The 16,973-nt window shown below is 58.9% G+C and carries 15 protein-coding genes; 11 read left to right on the forward strand and 4 right to left on the reverse strand.

Annotated elements, in window-relative coordinates; genetic code table 11:
- Window positions 1-15: 15 nt before the first annotated feature.
- Window positions 16-972 carry a LysR family transcriptional regulator gene (locus ASG35_RS23495; protein ID WP_056363357.1) on the forward strand — a complete coding sequence of 319 codons (957 nt, stop codon included), beginning with the start codon at window positions 16-18 and terminating at the stop codon, window positions 970-972.
- 80 nt (window positions 973-1,052) lie between these two features.
- On the forward strand, window positions 1,053-1,928 hold the full coding sequence (locus ASG35_RS23500) for a DUF72 domain-containing protein (protein WP_056363360.1): 876 nt from the start codon (window positions 1,053-1,055) through the stop codon (window positions 1,926-1,928).
- A 12-nt stretch (window positions 1,929-1,940) separates the two neighbouring features.
- On the opposite strand, the gene ASG35_RS23505 is transcribed toward ASG35_RS23500, so the two are convergent.
- Complete coding sequence (locus ASG35_RS23505) at window positions 1,941-2,750, reverse strand: FadR/GntR family transcriptional regulator (RefSeq protein WP_056363364.1); 810 nt, start codon at window positions 2,748-2,750, stop codon at window positions 1,941-1,943.
- A gap of 262 nt (window positions 2,751-3,012) precedes the next feature.
- Between ASG35_RS23505 and ASG35_RS23510 the strand changes: the two genes are divergently transcribed.
- The 7 genes from ASG35_RS23510 (at window position 3,013) to ASG35_RS23540 (ending at window position 12,002) form a co-directional block, all read left to right on the forward strand.
- Window positions 3,013-4,221 carry an ABC transporter substrate-binding protein gene (locus tag ASG35_RS23510; RefSeq protein WP_056363366.1) on the forward strand — a complete coding sequence of 403 codons (1,209 nt, stop codon included), beginning with the start codon at window positions 3,013-3,015 and terminating at the stop codon, window positions 4,219-4,221.
- 61 nt (window positions 4,222-4,282) lie between these two features.
- Complete coding sequence (locus ASG35_RS23515; RefSeq protein ID WP_056363369.1) at window positions 4,283-5,143, forward strand: branched-chain amino acid ABC transporter permease; 861 nt, start codon at window positions 4,283-4,285, stop codon at window positions 5,141-5,143.
- Window positions 5,140-6,174 (forward strand): branched-chain amino acid ABC transporter permease, encoded by a 1,035-nt coding sequence (locus tag ASG35_RS23520; RefSeq protein ID WP_056363374.1) that lies wholly within the window; start codon window positions 5,140-5,142, stop codon window positions 6,172-6,174. Before ASG35_RS23515 ends, ASG35_RS23520 begins: the two co-directional genes overlap by 4 nt.
- The gene (locus ASG35_RS23525) at window positions 6,171-6,938 is read left to right on the forward strand and encodes an ABC transporter ATP-binding protein (protein WP_056363377.1); all 768 of its coding nucleotides are present in this window, start codon (window positions 6,171-6,173) and stop codon (window positions 6,936-6,938) included. The genes ASG35_RS23520 and ASG35_RS23525 overlap by 4 nt, the downstream gene beginning before the upstream one ends.
- A complete protein-coding gene (locus ASG35_RS23530; RefSeq protein WP_056363380.1) occupies window positions 6,935-7,636 on the forward strand; it encodes an ABC transporter ATP-binding protein in 702 nt (233 codons plus the stop codon). The genes ASG35_RS23525 and ASG35_RS23530 overlap by 4 nt, the downstream gene beginning before the upstream one ends.
- 37 nt (window positions 7,637-7,673) lie before the next feature.
- Entirely contained in the window at window positions 7,674-9,152 is a 1,479-nt protein-coding gene (locus ASG35_RS23535; RefSeq protein WP_056363383.1) for a M81 family metallopeptidase, read from the forward strand.
- Between the two features lie 954 nt (window positions 9,153-10,106).
- Window positions 10,107-12,002, forward strand: coding sequence for a DUF3857 domain-containing transglutaminase family protein (locus tag ASG35_RS23540; protein ID WP_056363386.1), 1,896 nt, complete (start codon window positions 10,107-10,109; stop codon window positions 12,000-12,002).
- Window positions 12,003-12,021: 19 nt separating this feature from the next.
- On the opposite strand, the gene ASG35_RS23545 is transcribed toward ASG35_RS23540, so the two are convergent.
- A complete protein-coding gene (locus ASG35_RS23545) occupies window positions 12,022-12,936 on the reverse strand; it encodes a recombination-associated protein RdgC (RefSeq protein WP_056363389.1) in 915 nt (304 codons plus the stop codon).
- Window positions 12,937-12,991: 55 nt separating this feature from the next.
- Here ASG35_RS23545 and ASG35_RS23550 point away from each other — a divergent pair, with 55 nt between their 5' ends.
- Window positions 12,992-13,432: a GNAT family N-acetyltransferase gene (locus ASG35_RS23550; RefSeq protein WP_235527683.1), complete on the forward strand. Its 441-nt coding sequence runs from the start codon at window positions 12,992-12,994 to the stop codon at window positions 13,430-13,432.
- A 21-nt stretch (window positions 13,433-13,453) separates the two neighbouring features.
- On the opposite strand, the gene ASG35_RS23555 is transcribed toward ASG35_RS23550, so the two are convergent.
- Window positions 13,454-13,642 (reverse strand): hypothetical protein, encoded by a 189-nt coding sequence (locus ASG35_RS23555; RefSeq protein WP_056363392.1) that lies wholly within the window; start codon window positions 13,640-13,642, stop codon window positions 13,454-13,456.
- A 435-nt stretch (window positions 13,643-14,077) separates the two neighbouring features.
- Entirely contained in the window at window positions 14,078-14,920 is an 843-nt protein-coding gene (locus tag ASG35_RS23560) for an alpha/beta hydrolase (RefSeq protein WP_442854859.1), read from the reverse strand.
- Between the two features lie 449 nt (window positions 14,921-15,369).
- Here ASG35_RS23560 and ASG35_RS32555 point away from each other — a divergent pair, with 449 nt between their 5' ends.
- Complete coding sequence (locus ASG35_RS32555; protein ID WP_162244435.1) at window positions 15,370-16,968, forward strand: methyl-accepting chemotaxis protein; 1,599 nt, start codon at window positions 15,370-15,372, stop codon at window positions 16,966-16,968.
- Window positions 16,969-16,973: the final 5 nt, after the last annotated feature.

Raw genomic sequence — 16,973 nt, forward strand, 5'->3', positions numbered from 1 at the left:
GGACGGCCGCCCATTGTGAATTTCATTCGCTCGCTGACCCTGCGGCAACTGCAGATCTTCGTGATCGCGTGCCGTTACCCGAGCTTCGCGCGCGCGGCGGAAGAGTTGCACCTGACGCAGCCGGCTATATCGATGCAAATACGCCAGCTCGAAGAAGCCGTCGGACTGCCGCTCTTTGAACGCGTTGCGCGCAAGCTGACGCTGACCGAAGCGGGCGAGCGTCTGTCGCATCACGCAAGCCGGATACTCGGCGAAATCAAGGACGCCGAAGACGCCATGACGTCGCTCTCGCACGCGGATAGCGGGTCGATTGCGGTGAGCATCGTGAGTTCGGCGACGTACTTCGCGCCCAAGTTGCTCGCCGCGTATTCGCGCCAGTATCCGCTTGTCGATGTCCGCTTTTCGGTTGGCAACCGCGAAACGCTGCTTCGCCAATTGCAGGACAACGCCACGGATATCGCCATCATGGGCCGGCCGCCGCCCGAGCTCGGCACGACCACCGAGCCGCTTGCCTATCACCCGCATGTGCTCATCTGCCCGACGGATCATCCGTTGCGTAATGCCCGCCGATTCGACTTGCAGGAACTTGCCGGCGATACCTTCCTGTTGCGCGAACCGGGATCGGGAACCCGCGCCGTCTCCGAGCAGATGTTCAAGCAGCATCTGTTCATGCCGGCGCGCAGCGTGACGCTCGGCAGCAACGAGAGCATCAAGCAGGCCGTGATGGCGGGCATGGGCGTGAGCCTGATTTCGCTGCATACGCTCGCGCTCGAATTGCGATCGAACGAACTTGCATTGCTCGATGTCAACGGCACGCCAGTGGAACGCACATGGCAGATCGTGCATTTGCGCTCGAAGCGTTTGTCGCCGACATGTATTGCGTTTCGACGTTTCCTTCTTGAACACGCCGCGCCTTTTCTCGATCGCGAATATGCCGGGTTTGCTCCGCAGCACGCTGGTTCCACGCCTTGACCAAGCGAGGTCCGAACGCCTTTGCGCCGATTCGATACACTTTAGCGCAACGACGATCAGTGACATGGCGAGGAGTTTTCATGGCGACGCGAAAGACGGCGGTCAAAACGCCAGCGGCTAAAAAGAGCGCTGCGGTAAAAAAAACCACATCGAAGAACGCCGGCACCATTCGCGTTGGCGTTGGCGGATGGACATTCGAACCGTGGCGCGGTCTCTTCTATCCAAAAGACCTCGTTCAAAAGCGCGAGCTCGAATACGCGAGCCAGCAACTGACTTCCATCGAAATAAACGGTACGTTCTACGGCTCGCAAAAACCATCGACGTTTGCGAAGTGGCACGACGAAACGCCTGACAATTTTGTCTTCTCGCTCAAGGCGCCGCGCTTTTCGACGAACCGTCGTGTGCTCTCGGAGGCTGGCGAATCCATCGAACGATTTCTCGCAAGCGGCGTGCTTGAACTCAAAGACAAGCTCGGCCCGATCAACTGGCAATTCGCCACGACCAAACAATTCGACGCGGAAGATTTCGAGGGTTTTCTCAAGCTTTTGCCCGCGAAGGTCGAAGGTCATCCGATCCGTCATGCGGTTGAGGTCCGGCACGAGAGTTTCCGTGACGACACGTTCGTCGCGCTCGCACGCAAGTATGGTGTCGCGATTGTGATGTCGGGCGATTCGGAGTACCCGCAGATCGCCGATGTCACCGCGCCCTTCGTCTATGCGCGGATCATGGGGACGACCGAAGGTGAGGTGCAGGGCTACGACAGCAAGGCGCTCGATCAGTGGACCAAACGCGCGCGCGAATGGGCATCGGGTTCAACGCCGAAAGGCCTTGAAACGGTGGCAAAAGCTGCGCCTAAAGATACCCCGCTCGATGTGTACCTCTACGTGATCAGCGGCTTCAAAGCGCACAACCCCGCGGCAGCCATGGGGCTTATCGAGCGCTTGAAAGGCAAATGAGCCACAAGCAAATCAGGACTCCGCCTGAGCCTTCACGCGCTTGCGAATCTCGGCGTCGAGAATGAGGCGGCCGCGCAATTTGCCCTTCATGCGCTTCACGTAACGCGGCGCTTCGGTCATGTGGACCACCATCAGTTCGCGGACTTTATCGGCATCGCGTTCGCGGGCTGCTTTCGTAATCGCCTTGTGAATCTTTACGTTGGCCTGGCCAAAGCGTTCCAGTTCGGCGGCCGGCGTATCGTTACGAAATTCGATCAGTTGCCGGATCATTTCATTGATCAGCTCGCAGCTGAAACGCAGGAACGGATTCGGATTGGCGGCCGCGAGGATATCGTGGAAATTCACGTCCTCCTGCCGGCGCTTGACGATATCGCCATCCTGGTGCGCCGAGGGTGTATCGCAACAGGCGATGCTGGCGTCGAGTGCTGCAAAGTCTGCTTCCGTGAGATGCGCAACGGCGCCGGCGGCAAGCTCGGGTTCGAGCAATTTGCGCACCGTGTAGATGTCGTCGATGCTGACATCTTTAAAGAACAGGTAGTTCTGCAGCAATTGCAGCGTGCGGTCGAGCGGCACTTCAATGATGGTGCCGCCGCCGCCCGGACCGGTCGTCACCTTGATCAATCCCTGCACTTCGAGTGACTTCAACGCCTCGCGTATGGTGCTTTTGCTCACCGTGAACATCTGCTGCAGTTCCACTTCGCGGGGCAGCTTGTCGCCCGGCTTCAGATCCCTTTCCGTGATGAGCCGCTTGATTTCCTCGGCGACCAGATCCGGACGCTTCTGCTGCCTGATGTCGATGGCACCTGCTTTTCCTCGCTCCATAACCTTCTCCAAAGCTCTTGCTGACGGCTGTCGCCTCGCCTTCCGATGCCCCGGAATTTTGCCTTATTGACACCCGAATTTATTGTACCTACGATCCAGTTCATCCTATTTATCATGATAAATAGGCAGTGGCTAGCAACATAAAAGATTCGAGTCAAAGCTGCCGCAGAGCGCTTCGCGGCTGCCAGCACACATTCTGTAAGAGCTTTCCAGCCGGGTCTGCAGTAACGCGGCTCTCGTCTTTTCTTAAGGAGCGTCAATTTTGAATCGCCGGAATGTCTTGAAGCTGGCCGCGCTGTCGGCTGTTCCCGGGGCCTTGCAAACCCTTGCCATGCGTAGCGCCTTCGCGCAAAGCAGCGCCATTCAGTTTGCCTGTCCCGTGCCCATGTCGGGCCCGTTTGCCGCGAACGGCAAATACGCCGACCTCGGCATGAAACTCGCCATCGAACAATACGGCAAGGTGCTGGGCCAGTCGCTGGCTTATACGGTCCTCGACACGGAAGGCAAGCCTGCGACCGCAGTGCGGCGCGTGCAGGAAATCGCGCAGCAGAAGAATGCGCGATTTTTCGCGGGCGGTATCCTGTCGTCAGAAGCGCTTGCAATGGGCAAGGAAGTCGAGAAGGCCGGCGGCATTTTCATCACGACCGCCGGCGCCGATGAAATCACCGGCAAGGACTGCAACAGCGCAACGTTCCGCTGGTCCGTGCCGACCTTCGGCGCGATCGAGCAGACGGTGCGTCCCCTGATCCAGACGCTGCCGAAAGCAAAACGCTGGTACACCATCACGCCGCAATATGTTTTCGGCGATGGCTTGTTGTCCGCCGCGAAAGCGATCTTCCAGGAGAAGGGCATCGAGCATGTTGGCAACAGCTATCACTCGCTCAACGAGAAAGAGTTCAGCGGCTATCTGACGAATGCGGTCGCGGCGAAGCCGGACGTGTTGCTGATCCTGAACTTCGGCTCGCAATCGTCCGATACCCTGCGCCAGGCTGTCAGCTTCGGCATGAAGAACAACTGCACCATTTTGATGGCATGGGCCTCGGGTCTGGAGCAATTCGAAGCGCTGGGTCCGGACCTTTGCGAGGGTGTGTATTTTGGCGCGCAGTACTGGCATTCGATCGATTCGCCGCTCAACGCGGATCTCGTGAAACGCGCGAACGACGCGTTCAAGGCGAATCCGAACTACAGTCTGGCGGGCTCGTACATCTGCACGAAGATCTTGCTGGATGGCATCGTAAAAGCGGGTACGGCCGATCCGAAGAAGGTCGTCGCGGCGCTCGAAGGTATGAAGTATGCAGGCCTGACCGGCGCCGAAGAGATCCGCAAGGGAGACCATCAGGTGCTGAAAAACTACTACTTGCTCAAGGGGAAATCGAAGGCGAAGATGAAGAACAAGGACGACTACGCCGACATCGTGAGTTCGGGACAGTCGTTCCTGCCACTCGATAAAACCCAGTGCAAGATGGCTTGATCGCGTGCCGGCGAGCGCGCGAGGAAGCGCGTTCGCATCGATTCATTTCTGACGAAAAGCCATGAACGTTTATTTGTTGCAGGTCGTGAACGGCATTGGCATCGGGATGCTGTACTTCCTGCTCGCGGTGGGATTGTCGATTGTCTTCGGGTTGTTGCGCTTCGTGAACTTCGCGCACGGCGCGTTTTATTTGCTCGGCGCATATTTCTGCTATCAGGCCATGCAATGGTCGATGAACTTCTGGGTCGCGCTCGCCGTGGTGCCGGTCGTGGTCGGCGTGCTTGCATGGGTTATCGAGAAGCTGATCTTGCGGCATGTCTACGCGCAGCAGCACGAGTTCCACATCCTCGTGACCGTGGGTCTTGCGCTCGTGCTGCAGGAGCTCACCATCGTCGTCTGGGGTCCTATCGGCGATAACGTGCCGGTGCCGGATATCCTCAACGGCGTGGTGATCTGGGGCAGTTTTATCTACCCGAAATATCGTCTCTTTGTGATCGGCTTTACCGCGATCCTCGCGTTGCTGCTGTGGTGGCTGCTTGAAGGGACGCGTCTCGGAAGCGCGGTGCGTGCGGGCAGTGAATCGACTGAAATGGTCGCGCTTCTCGGCATCAACGTGCTGCGCGTGTTCAGTCTCGTATTTGCACTCGGCGCGGGAACGGCGGCGCTTGCGGGCGTGCTGGCCGCGCCCATTCGCGGCGTCGATCCGTTCATGGGAATCGAGGCGCTGAGCGTGGCGTTTGTGGTCGTCGTGATCGGCGGAATGGGGAACTTCCTCGGCGCGCTCGTCGGCGGCTTGCTGGTTGGAATCGTTCAGAGCGTCATGAGCACATTGTGGCCCGAAGGCGCGCGTCTGATGATCTACGTTGCCATGGCGGCCGTCCTTTTACTGCGCCCGAACGGGCTGCTCGGCCGGGCCACATGAACTCGAAACCAATCGATACCCACGCCTCGCGGCGCTCGTTCAAGGAAGCGCTGTTTCATTATCGGTTCATATTGTTCGCTGCAATCGTGGTCTGCGTGTTGCCGCTTGCGCTCAGCTCGGGATCGCTTGCAACCGAAGTACTGGTGTACGCGCTGGCCGCGCTCGGGTGCAACCTGTTGCTCGGCTCAACTGGATTGCTGTCCTTCGGGCAAGGCATATTTTTCGGCCTCGGCAGTTACAGCGCAGGTCTTGTGCTCACCAAAACCGGACTTCAAATTCCATTGGCGCTGGTCGCGGCAATGCTGACCGGCGCGCTGGCCGCTGCGCTTGTCGGCTGGTTTTCGATTCGCCAACGCGGCACGTACTTCGTGATGCTGACGCTCGCGTTCGGGCAGATGTTTTACTTTCTTGCTTATACGTCGCCCGATCTCACTGGCGGTGACAACGGGCTGCTTGGCATTCCCCGTCCTGCGCTCGCGCTTTTCGGCAAGCAGCTCGTGCCGCTTGCATCGCCGTGGCAGTTCTATGCGTTTGTTGCCGTGGTATTCCTGCTTGCGTTCTGGATCCTCATGCGTGTTTCGCATTCGGTGTTCGGCCGCACGTTGCTCGCCATCCGCGACAACGAAGCGCGCGCCGCAGCGGTCGGTTACGACGTCAAGCGTTTCAAGCTCGCGGCGTTTGTCATATCGGGTGCGGTCACGGGACTAGCCGGCGCGCTGCATGCGTTGATGACGGGCATTGCGCCGCTTTCGAACATCGACTATCACACGAGCGAGATGATCCTCGTGATGACAGTAATCGGCGGCACGGGAAACCTGTTTGCCTCGGTGCTCGGTGCAGCGTTCTACGTGCTGTTCTCGGACTGGCTTTCGACGTTGTGGCCGCGCTGGTTGCTGCTGCTCGGACTCGTTTTGATCGCAGTGAGCCTGTTCATGCAGCGAGGCTCGTGGGGACTTGGCGAGCGTATTGTGCAGCGGCTCAGGCAACGGCTCAGACAACGCGGCGCGCGTGGCAATACGGAGGTCTCGTGAGCGAACCCATCCTGCTTGCAAAGGGCGTGACGAAACGCTACGGCAAATTCACTGCGCTCGACGATGTCACCCTTCGCATCATGCCGCGCACGGTGCATTCGGTGATCGGCCCGAACGGCGCCGGCAAGACCACGCTGTTCCACGTCCTTACAGGAACGTTGCCGATCACGTCCGGCAACATCGTTTTCGATGGACACGACGTCACGCGCGAAGCGGATTACCGGCGCGTGAAACGCGGTATCGCGCGATCGTTTCAGGTGACCAGCCTGTTCGCAAACCTGAGCGTGCGCGAGAACGTGCGCGTGGCGGTCCAGGGCGTGGATTCAAAGCGCGCGCTCAACGCATGGATGCCGCCACGCGGCGCACTCGAGCACGAGGACATTGTCGATCCGATTCTGGAGCGTCTCGCATTGACGCGCTTTGCAGGAACGCTCGCCGGCGCGCTTTCGCATGGCCAGCAGCGCAGGCTCGAAGTCGGCATGGCGCTCGCCGCGCGCCCTAAAGCAATCTTCCTCGATGAGCCGACGTCGGGCATGGGTATCGACGATCTCGACGATATGAAGCAGCTCATCCGCGGTCTGCGCGACGACTATACGGTCGTGCTGATCGAGCACAACATGGGGATCGTGATGGATATCTCGGACACCATCACCGTCATGCAGCAAGGACGCGTGCTGGTTGAAGGCCGGCCCGACGATATCCGCGGCGACGAACGCGTGCGGCGCGCGTATCTGGGCAACATGATCACCGGAGGCCGCGCATGATCCTCGATATGCAGGACGTCCACGCGTTTTACGGCAAGAGCCATATCTTGCAGGGTGTATCGCTGAGCATTGGCGAGGGCGAGACCGTGACGCTTCTCGGGCGCAACGGCGCGGGTAAATCCACGACGCTGAAAGCCATTGCTGGCGTGGTTGCACCGCAGCGCGGCAGCGTGAAGTTCAAGGGCGCGGACATCGGCAAATGGCCGTCGCACCGGATCGCAGCATCTGGTGTTTGTTTCGTGCCGGAGCATCGCGGCGTGTTCCGGTTGCTCAGCGTGGAGGAGAACCTGAAGCTCGGCGCGCGCCGCGATTCGCCGTGGCAACTTGCCGATATCTACCGCATTTTCCCGCGCCTGCAAGAGCGCCGCAGCAACGGCGGCGCGCAGCTTTCGGGCGGCGAACAGCAGATGCTTGCGATCGGCCGGGCGCTGATGAATCACCCGCGACTGCTTATGCTCGATGAACCCGTGGAAGGCCTTGCGCCCGTGATCGTGGAAGAAATTGTCGCGCAATTGAAGCTGATCAAACAGGCGGGTATCGCAATCTTGCTGGTTGAACAGAACCTCGAGGTCTGCACGCAACTGGCGGACCGTCACACCATCATTGAACAGGGACGCATTGTCTATGAAGGCGACAACGCCGCGTTCACCCGCGACGATGCGATCAAAGATCGCTACCTCGGCGTAGGTGTGGTCTGAACCCGTTCGTGATCCGAATCATTTGACTGGAAGCCGCATGAAAATCCTTATTGCCCGTATGAATCACGAGACCAACACGTTCTCGCCGGTGGCGACTCCGCTGGAAGCGTTTGGCCGCAATGGTCCGGTTTATGGCGAAGACGCGTATCGCGAGAACAAGGGCATGCAGACCGCGATGTCCGCGTTTATCGATGCCGCCGAAAAGGCGGGCGCGGAAATCATCACGCCGGTATCGGCATCGGCGAATCCGAGTGGTCCCGTTGCGGCCGCTGCCTACGATGCGATTTGCAACGCGATCGTGGACGCCGCGCCGGGTTGCGATGCCGTCATGCTCGACCTGCATGGCGCGATGGTCGCGGAAAATTCGAACGATGGCGAGGGCGATCTGCTCGAACGCGTTCGAGCCGCGTTACCTCACGCGCCAATTGCAGTCGCGCTCGACCTGCACGCGAACGTCACGCAGAAGATGATCGATAATGCCGACGTCATGGTGAGCTTTAAGACCTATCCGCACGTGGACATGTACGAATGCGGCGCGCACGCGGCAAGGCTTTTCTTCGACTTGCTTGCGGGGCGGTCGCGTCCTGTGATCGCGTGGTCGCAACCGCCGCTGATGACGCATACGTTGCGCAGCGCGAGCGCCGCGGGCGCGATGAAGCGCGCGGTCGAAGCCGCGCAGGAAGCTGAGCGGGAGGGCATGCTGGCCGTATCCATACTCGCCGGGTTTTCGCTCGCCGATATCGCCAGGCCATGCATCAGCGTGGTGGTGGTGGGCGACGGCGATCGCGAGGCGGCTGCGCGCGTGGCCGAGCGCATTGGGCGACAGATCTGGGATGAGCGCGAGGAGTTTTTTTACCGCAGCCCGTCGCTGGCGGATTCCGTAGCCGAAGGCGCTGCGCTCGCCCGCAACGCCGACAAACCCGTCCTGCTGCTCGATCACGGCGACAACTGCATGTCGGGCGGCACGTGCGACACCATGGATGTCTACGAGGAAGCCGTCAGCCAGGGCATGACGGGCATCGTGATGGGGCCGCTGTGCGATCCTGAGGCGGTCGCCGCGCTGATTGCTGCCGGCGTGGGTTCAAGGGTCACGCTCGATGTGGGAAACAAGCTGGCTGGACGCGCCGCGCGGCCGCATGCGCCGGTTGCGCTTACGGGCGTGGTGCGCGCGCTTACCGATGGCGAATATGTGATCAGCGGACCGACCTATACGGGACAGCGCGCGTATATGGGGCGGACGGCGGTGCTCGATGTCGGCGTCGCGAAGATCGTGCTTACCGAGCGCACGCACGAGCCTTGGGATCTTGGGGTTTTTGAAAGTGTGGGTATCGATCCGCGCCGAGCGGCTTTTTTAATTCTTAAATCGCGGATGTATTGCCGGCCGGTATTCGTGCCGATTGCACAAGGTTTGGTTGAATGCGATAGCCGGGGCGTGACGAGTTCGGATTTTAGTTTGTTTGATTTTGGAAATGTGCAGCGGCCGGTTTTTCCTTTGGACGGGAGTGTTGCCTGGTAGGGGTTGTTACGAGGTTTGACGCTGGCGCTCGGGCGAGTGTTTTGTTGCAGTCAGGTTTGATGCCGGGTTGCTACTATTGAGGCCTCCGCGGGTTCTGTCTTAGCTGATCTCTTTATCACTATTAGCCACTGTCCGTGGCGGGACTTCATTTCTTTTTCCAACGGCGAAAAAGAAACGAAGCAAAGAAAACGCCTCCCAACCGCAAATTCTTAAGTGTCCACAGCGTGCAGTGAGAACTGCGTGGCACGCAAGAAGCATCCTCAGCACATAACCGCGTCCTGCTGAAACCCTCCCCCTCCGTTCACGGATACCCACACGCTTCGCCACTAGCGTCGGAATCCGTTAACACGGAAACCCGTCACACATATAACAACGGTTTAGCCCATAACAGATTAAAGCATCTCGAGCTGCAAACATCGCCGTTAATATCGCCGCCCGTTCTATTTGAGTGCTAGCGCGCACAGCGCGGAGGCCTGGTTAGTGGATTCCCACACTGGTGGCGAAGCGTGTGGGTTGCCGGAAACGGAGGGGGAGGGTTTCGACAGGACGGGGTTATGCGCTGAGGATGCTTCTTGCGTGCCAAACAGTTGTCGCTGCACGCTGTGGACGCTTAAGAATTAGCGGTTGGGAGGCGTTTTCTTTGCTTCGTTTCTTTGTCGCCGTTGGACAAAGAAATGAAGTCCCGCCACGGACAGTGGCTAACAGTGTCTTAAGAATTAGCGGTTGGGAGGCGTTTTCTTTGCTTCGTTTCTTTGTCGCCGTTGGACAAAGAAATGAAGTCCCGCCACGGACAGTGGCTAACAGTGCTAAATAAATCAGATAACAATAAACTCGCGAAGACCTGAACAGTAGCAACCCGACCTCAACCCTGACCTCAGCCCCCAAGCGCCAGCAAAACCTCCTGTACGATATCCGCATCGACCATCGACCATCGACCATCGAGCGCTGCACCTCATGACCCCGCGACGCCCCAGTACCTTCAAATCCGTGCTGCTAGCAGCATTCCTCGCAATCGGCCTGCGCCCAGCATTCCCCGCCGATCCCATGGAAACCGAACAACCATCGACCACAATCAGCGACGTCCACGTCTTCACCATCGCGGCCGATGGCTCCCTCACCGAAGACGATGAAACCACGCTAAAAGCAAATACATCAGCCGGCATCGGCGATATCGCACAACGCTACATCTGGTTCGACAAATCCACATCCACAGTCCAGATCACCGACGCCTACTCCATCAGCGCCGACGGCACCCGCCACGACGTCGCGCCCGACCAGATTCGCGAGATCCAGGAACCGCGCTCGGCCGGCGCGCCCACCTTCGCCGATGGCCGCCTCAAAGCCGTGATTTTCCCCGCCGTCGATGCCGGATCGATCGTGCATCTGCGATTTCACAAGACAGTGTACAAATCCGTCATTCCGAACGAGTTCGATTATTTTGTAGAGCCGAGCCGCGGCCCCGTACAAAGCCAGACGCTCGTTTTCGATCTGCCTGAAGGCAAGCCGCTCTACGCCGATACCCGCGGCTACCAAGCCATGCCACCGGTCACGCACAACGGCCGCACGCGCTACGAATTCACCTACAGGGCGTTGCACTACGGCCGCGTGGAAACCGGCGCGGTCGGTTACGTGCAATACGGCGACCGGCTGATGGTATCGACGTTTCCCGATTACAAAAGCTTCGCGGCAAGTTATCGCGATGCCGCCATCGATCCAACCGCGAACGATCCCGCCATTCGCAATCTCGCGCAATCCCTGACGCGCAACAACGCCGGTCCGCGCGAAAAGGCCGCGACGCTCTACGACTGGGTTCGTCACAATATCCGCTACGTATCGCTTTATCTGGGGCAGAGCGCTGCCGTTCCGCACAAGGCGGCGCAGATTCTGGCGAACCGGTATGGCGACTGCAAGGATTACGTCGCGCTGTACGGCGCGTTGTTATCGGCTGCCGGAATTGAGAACGAGCCGGCCTTGATCGCACTCGGATCGGTGTACACGTTGCCATCGGTGCCGGGCTACGGCGCGGCCGCGATCAATCACATCATTACGTGGTTGCCGGGCCTGAACATGTATGCCGATGCCACCGCCTCGTCCGTCGAGTTCGGATATTTGCCGCTCGCGGAAATGGATCGTCCGGCGCTGCTCATCGGCGATGGTACCCTGACACGTACGCCATCGACGCAGCCTTTATCGCGCGATGTGCGGTTGCAGATCGCGGTCGCGCCGGATGGCTCGGCGGCGTTTTCGTCGCAAGTTGAAGATGGAGGATGGAGCGCGGGTCCCGAGCGAGCAATCTTGCGACACGCGGCGCCTCAACGCCGCCAGCAGATTGCCGATACCCGTCTGCGTGCAACCGGATTGCGTGGCACCGCAAGTCTGACTGCGAGCGACCTCGACGCAACCGGGACGCCTGTCACCACGACATTGCGCGGTACGATCGATGACGTCGTGTGGCCAACCGGAACCACGGCTTTGCCTGCGCTAACGAGCTTGTCAGGCGGCATTGCATCACAAGTGGAGAACCTGCTCGCCGAGCGTGTTCGCACGCAACCGTTCGTGTGCATGAGCGGGAATTTCAACGAGGTCGCGCAGCTCGGCTTGCCGAAAACCGTGCGCGTAACGGATCTCCCCGTTGATCTAAATCTGGTCGATACGTTCTTCACATATTCATCGCGCTATGTGTTCGATCCTGCAACCAACACGCTTCAGACCGAGCGTCATTTGCAGGCGAATTTCGGCAAGCAGGTATGCTCGCCTGCCGAATTCGCCGCCATGCAGCCGGTGTTGAAACGCATCGAGCGGGATACGAAGTCGCAGATTGTCGTCAAGTCGATTTCAATGACGAACTGATAGCGTATTTTGAAAGTCGTCAGGCAGCAGCTTTGGAAAAGTCCTGTTCGCCGCCGAGCGCATCGACTATATCCGCCATCATCTTCGCAAGCTCGCCGGTCATCAGCGTGAAGTCGGAATCGAAGACTTCGTCGTCACCCTGCGCGGTGGGATCGGCTGCGTCCTTGATGACATCGAGCGGCGTAATGCGCTTGATGGTCAGCGAAGGCGTCAGCACGAACGAGACTTTGTCCTGCCACGTCATCGCGAGACGCATGCATTGCTTGCCTGCTTCAATGTGCCGCCTCATGTCGTCGATCTCGAGCGCATGGCCAACATAACGAACGGTCGCGTTACCTTCGCCGCTCGAACGCAACTCCGTGTCTTGATCGAGCGAAAAACCGCCGGGACCTTCGCCCGACAGCAACCAGTCCGTCATCGCGGCGACCGGCGCCGTTGCGACACGGACGCTCGCGAGCGGCAACTGATCGATCGATTTCACGAGCAGGCCGAGGACGTCGTCGGCGAGTGTGGGTGATGCTGCATCGATCACAAGCCAGCCGTTGACCGTATCGATCCACACACGCGTATCTCGGCGAATGCTGAAGGCGCGTGGCAGGAGTTCGTCGGTGACTTGCTCCTTGAGTTCGCGCATCTGCTTACGGCCAGGCTTGAATCCCTGTTGCTCTTCCAGTTCGGCGGCGCGTTCCTTGACGAACTGCGTCACCACCGACGCCGGCAGCAATTTCTTTTCCACCCGCGCGACAAGCAGCATCTGGCGATTGTTGGCGTAGACAAGCGATCCGTCGTCACGCGGCGATGCCCAGCCGTGGCTTTGCATTTCCACGCCGCAGCCTGGCGCGAACGCATGCGGTGCGAGCCATTTTTCGATTTGTTCAGGAGTGACGGCCCAAGGGGCGGGAAGACGATGAAGCTGAAGGTTCTTGAACCACATAGGCATCCGGGCAAAACGCACTATTCTATAGGACGGTGACTACCTCTTTGCGCAAATGACTCTGCACACACGGCTAGCGGGTTCGGCGGATTCGGAATGGTTGTACGCGACCTACAAGGAAACCATGGTCGATTTCGTCAGGCGCGCGACCGGCTGGGACGAACACGCCCAACGAAACGGTTTTGCGAAAAGCCTTCGCCAGGGTACATGCAGGATCGCGATGCAAGGCGACGAACGTTGCGGCTTCGTGAACTGGGAAGTCGAACCGGATCTGGTCTGGTTGCGAATGCTGTGCGTCGTTCCTGCAATGCAACGGCAAGCTATCGGCCGAAGGATGCTCGGCGACATGATGTTGCTAGCTGACAGCTTGAACAAGCCGCTTTACTTGCATGTGTTTCGATGCAACAGGATTGCGTACGAGTGGTATTGCCGGACGGGATTCGTCGAGACGGATGGCGACGAAACAGTTGCATCGTTAATGCTGGGCGATCAATGAAACCGCCCAGCCGAATGCGTTCTAGAGCTCGGCAATCTGCGTGGTCAATTCCCTGATCATCCCGCCGAGATACATCGCCGTTTCTCTTCCCGATTTCTCCGGGTTGTTGAAACTGCATGCCACGATTTCCTTGAGCAATCCCGCTTCGAGCGCTGCCTGCACCATTTCGACTGCCTTCCTCGCTGCCTCATCCCTGGCGTACACGGTCATGGTCGTCTCCTCGATTTGCCTATATCGGCACGATTGATTCTACGCGCGTGTCTGCACCGTGCCGCTTCATGAAAGCATGATTTAAATGGTGCGAGGGAAGGCCGTGCCATGAACGAATGATGGCGCGAACCTAGCGCGCCATCATCCGGGATATTTGAAGCGGGGCTGCAAGCTGACTCGCCGCCCCTGGCTCGCTGAAAATGTTTGGCAACAACTTTCGTGGAGAACGCGAGTTGTTTTTAATTTATCCCAAAAACGCGCGTTGCTCAATGCCAATTACGTTTGTCTGACGCCCGTGTTTTCCCGCTCTACCGCATGGCGTCAAGAAATTCACCGAAAAAGGCAATTCAGTTTTGCAGCTTTTTGGGCGAATGCACGGGAAGGGCACGCAATGCAAACCAGTTGCCTTGCATTGCGTGCCGATGTTCCAAAGTATCAGCCTTGATCTTGCGCGTGCTGCGCGGCCTGTTCGATCAACGCCGCCACTTCCTTCGGATGCGATTCATAAACTGAATGGCTCGCACCCGGGATCTCGACGGTATGGCTGTGAGCGCGCGCGGCGTACAAACGTTCCAGATCCGGGTTGATGATCTTGTCCGACTTCGCAACCATGTACCAGCTTGGTTTCGTCTTCCACGCCGGGTCGGGAATCTCGCCAGTGAAGACCGAAGCCGCCGTCGGCATTTGCGCATTCGCTTCGAACTGCGCTTGCTTCAGCGGCAAATCAGCCGCGAAGTCAGCGGGATAATCGGCTGGATTCAGGAACAGGAAACCGTCCGGCGTCTTCACCACAGCCTTCGTGGAGTTCGGATACTTCTTGCCGTTGCTGACTTCCGTTTCGCCCACATCGAGTGCATGCGCCGCGATATAAACCAGGGCTTTGACATGCGGATCGTTGCCGGCTTCCGTGATGATTGCGCCGCCATAGCTATGACCCACGAGCACGACCGGGCCGTCTTCACGATCCAGAATGCGCTTGGTTGCGCTCACGTCCTCGCCGAACGATGTCAACGGCTCTTGCACGAGCTTCACGTTGTATCCGTCCTTGGTGAGGATGTCGTAGACCGGACGCCATCCAGCGCCACCCACGAATGCGCCATGTACCAGGACGATGTTCTTGATCGGCCCATGAGCCGAAGGCGCTGCGGTCATGGCAGCGGGCGCGTCCTGCTGATCTTGCGCTGGTTTCATTTGCATTTGCTGCGCGAATGCGGCCGTTGAAACCAATGCGCTTGCCATGAGCGACAAAACCAGCTTTGCGTGAACCTTCATTTTCAACTCCGGATAAAAGTGGTGTGTGTAGGGGCGAACACCGCCACGTCCCGGCTATTCCAATCGCTCGAAAATTTTTTTGCGTTTTGACCGCGAGGTTAAACGTCGGGTTAAAGATCGGCGTTCTTATGCCGTTAATCAGCCTTGGAGTTTCGATGCGATGTCGCGTCGGACCCAGGCTGGATCGCAATTTTCTTCTGCGCGTTCCGGCCATCTAACAGAGGGATGCGCGCCGCGTTGCAAACAACCGCAGGCCGATTTCCCCGTGTGTCTCACGACGTTAAAACTGGCGTCGTGACAGAGAGACGACACGTCCAGGTCTTCATTGCGAAGGCTTACAGCATGGAAAGCTATAAGCACGGCATGATCATTTCGGAAGCCTTACAGAGTGATCGATGTGCTGCTTTGCCATGCGTATTCGTACCTCTCTCACTCAAAAAAACAAGGTCATGTTGATGAATCAGTTCAAAGTTGTGACGCGCCTCTCGGTTGCCTTCGGTGCATTGCTGGTACTGCTCGGCGTGGTGGCGTTCGTTGGTTTGATCGGGATGTCGAGGATCAATGACACGCTGACGAATATCGTCGACCGCAGCACGCAAGAGATGACGCTCGCACAGACCATGCGTTCTTCGCTCGACCAGCGCTCGATCGCAATCCGCGACATGCTTTTGTTCGAAGACGAAAAAGAGGTCAAGGCCAACGTCGACAAAATCAAACACGAGGAAGGCATTTACGACGATGCATCGCGTGCGCTCGCCGAGACGTTTGCATCGAGCGGACAGATCAGCGACACCGAGCAGGCGCTCCTGACCAAGCTCAAAGCCGATGAAGCAAGCACGATGCCGTTGATGGCGCGCACGGCGCAACAGATCTTGGCGAACGATAAAACGTCGGCTAACCAGTCGCTGATCCAGGAAGTGCGGCCGAAGCAGATTGAATGGCGCGGGACGTTGCGCTCGCTGATCGAGCTCGAAAAGAAAACCATGTTCGACGATGCCAGCCGCGCGCACGCAAGCTATGCGCGCCTTCGTGTGGTGACGCTCGGCGCGGCGCTGGCCGCGTTGATAGTCGGTGTCGTGGCGGCGATGGTGATCACGCGCAGCATCCTGAAGCAGCTCGGCGCGGAACCCGGTGAAGCGCAGCGCGTGGCAAGCGAGATTGCGAGCGGCAACCTGAGCGTGCCCGTTGTTCTCGATCGCGACGATAACCGCAGCCTGATGGCATCGCTTGAAGCAATGCGCGCGCAGTTGAGCGCCATAGTCAGTGGCATCAAGACGTCGGCGGATTCGATCGCGGTTGCAGCGAACGAGATGGCGCAAGGCAACCTTGACTTGTCGCAGCGAACGGAGGAACAGGCGGCGTCGTTGCAGCAGACCGCGTCGAGCATGGAAGAGCTGACATCCACCGTCAAGCAGAATACCGATAACGCCAGACAAGCCAACATGCTTGCCAAGAGCGCGTCCGAAGCGGCGGCGGCCGGCGGCCACGTGGTCGAGAGCGTGGTGAGCAAGATGCAGGAGATTTCCGCGAGTTCATCGAAGGTCGGCGAGATCATTACGCTGATCGAGGGCATCGCGTTCCAGACGAATATTCTTGCGTTGAATGCGGCCGTGGAAGCGGCGCGTGCGGGTGAACAAGGCCGGGGTTTCGCAGTCGTCGCGGGCGAGGTGCGCACGCTCGCCCAACGTTGCGCAAGTGCCGCCAAGCAAGTGAAGGATCAGATTGGCGAGTCGCTCGGGCACGTGGATACGGGATCGAATCTCGCCGCCGATGCAGGCCGTAGCATGAACGAGTTGTTGACATCGGTGAGGCATGTGACCGACATCATGGGCGAGATATCGGCGGCTTCATCGGAGCAAAGCACGGGTATCGAGCAAGTGAATGTTGCAGTCAGCCAGATGGACGAAGTGACGCAACAGAACGCGGCGCTGGTCGAGCAAGCCACCGCTGCCGCGCAAGCCATGGCGGATCAGGCGAACAGCCTGCGCGAAGCGGTCGGCGTGTTCAGGGTGGCGAGCGGTAGCGATAACAAGATGCGCACGTTCGCCGCTTGAACGGC

The organism is Burkholderia sp. Leaf177 (genome assembly GCF_001424345.1).
Lineage (GTDB): Bacteria > Pseudomonadota > Gammaproteobacteria > Burkholderiales > Burkholderiaceae > Caballeronia.

What these genes read in the sequence shown, in the direction of transcription:
- ASG35_RS23500 (WP_056363360.1), top strand. Translation starts at nt 1,053, where the DNA reads ATGGCGACGCGAAAGACGGCGGTCAAAACGCCAGCGGCTAAAAAGAGC.
- ASG35_RS23505 (WP_056363364.1), bottom strand. Translation starts at nt 2,750, where the DNA reads ATGGAGCGAGGAAAAGCAGGTGCCATCGACATCAGGCAGCAGAAGCGT.
- ASG35_RS23515 (WP_056363369.1), top strand. Translation starts at nt 4,283, where the DNA reads ATGAACGTTTATTTGTTGCAGGTCGTGAACGGCATTGGCATCGGGATG.
- ASG35_RS23520 (WP_056363374.1), top strand. Translation starts at nt 5,140, where the DNA reads ATGAACTCGAAACCAATCGATACCCACGCCTCGCGGCGCTCGTTCAAG.
- ASG35_RS23530 (WP_056363380.1), top strand. Translation starts at nt 6,935, where the DNA reads ATGATCCTCGATATGCAGGACGTCCACGCGTTTTACGGCAAGAGCCAT.
- ASG35_RS23535 (WP_056363383.1), top strand. Translation starts at nt 7,674, where the DNA reads ATGAAAATCCTTATTGCCCGTATGAATCACGAGACCAACACGTTCTCG.
- ASG35_RS23540 (WP_056363386.1), top strand. Translation starts at nt 10,107, where the DNA reads ATGACCCCGCGACGCCCCAGTACCTTCAAATCCGTGCTGCTAGCAGCA.
- ASG35_RS23545 (WP_056363389.1), bottom strand. Translation starts at nt 12,936, where the DNA reads ATGTGGTTCAAGAACCTTCAGCTTCATCGTCTTCCCGCCCCTTGGGCC.
- ASG35_RS23550 (WP_235527683.1), top strand. Translation starts at nt 12,992, where the DNA reads ATGACTCTGCACACACGGCTAGCGGGTTCGGCGGATTCGGAATGGTTG.
- ASG35_RS23555 (WP_056363392.1), bottom strand. Translation starts at nt 13,642, where the DNA reads ATGACCGTGTACGCCAGGGATGAGGCAGCGAGGAAGGCAGTCGAAATG.
- ASG35_RS32555 (WP_162244435.1), top strand. Translation starts at nt 15,370, where the DNA reads ATGAATCAGTTCAAAGTTGTGACGCGCCTCTCGGTTGCCTTCGGTGCA.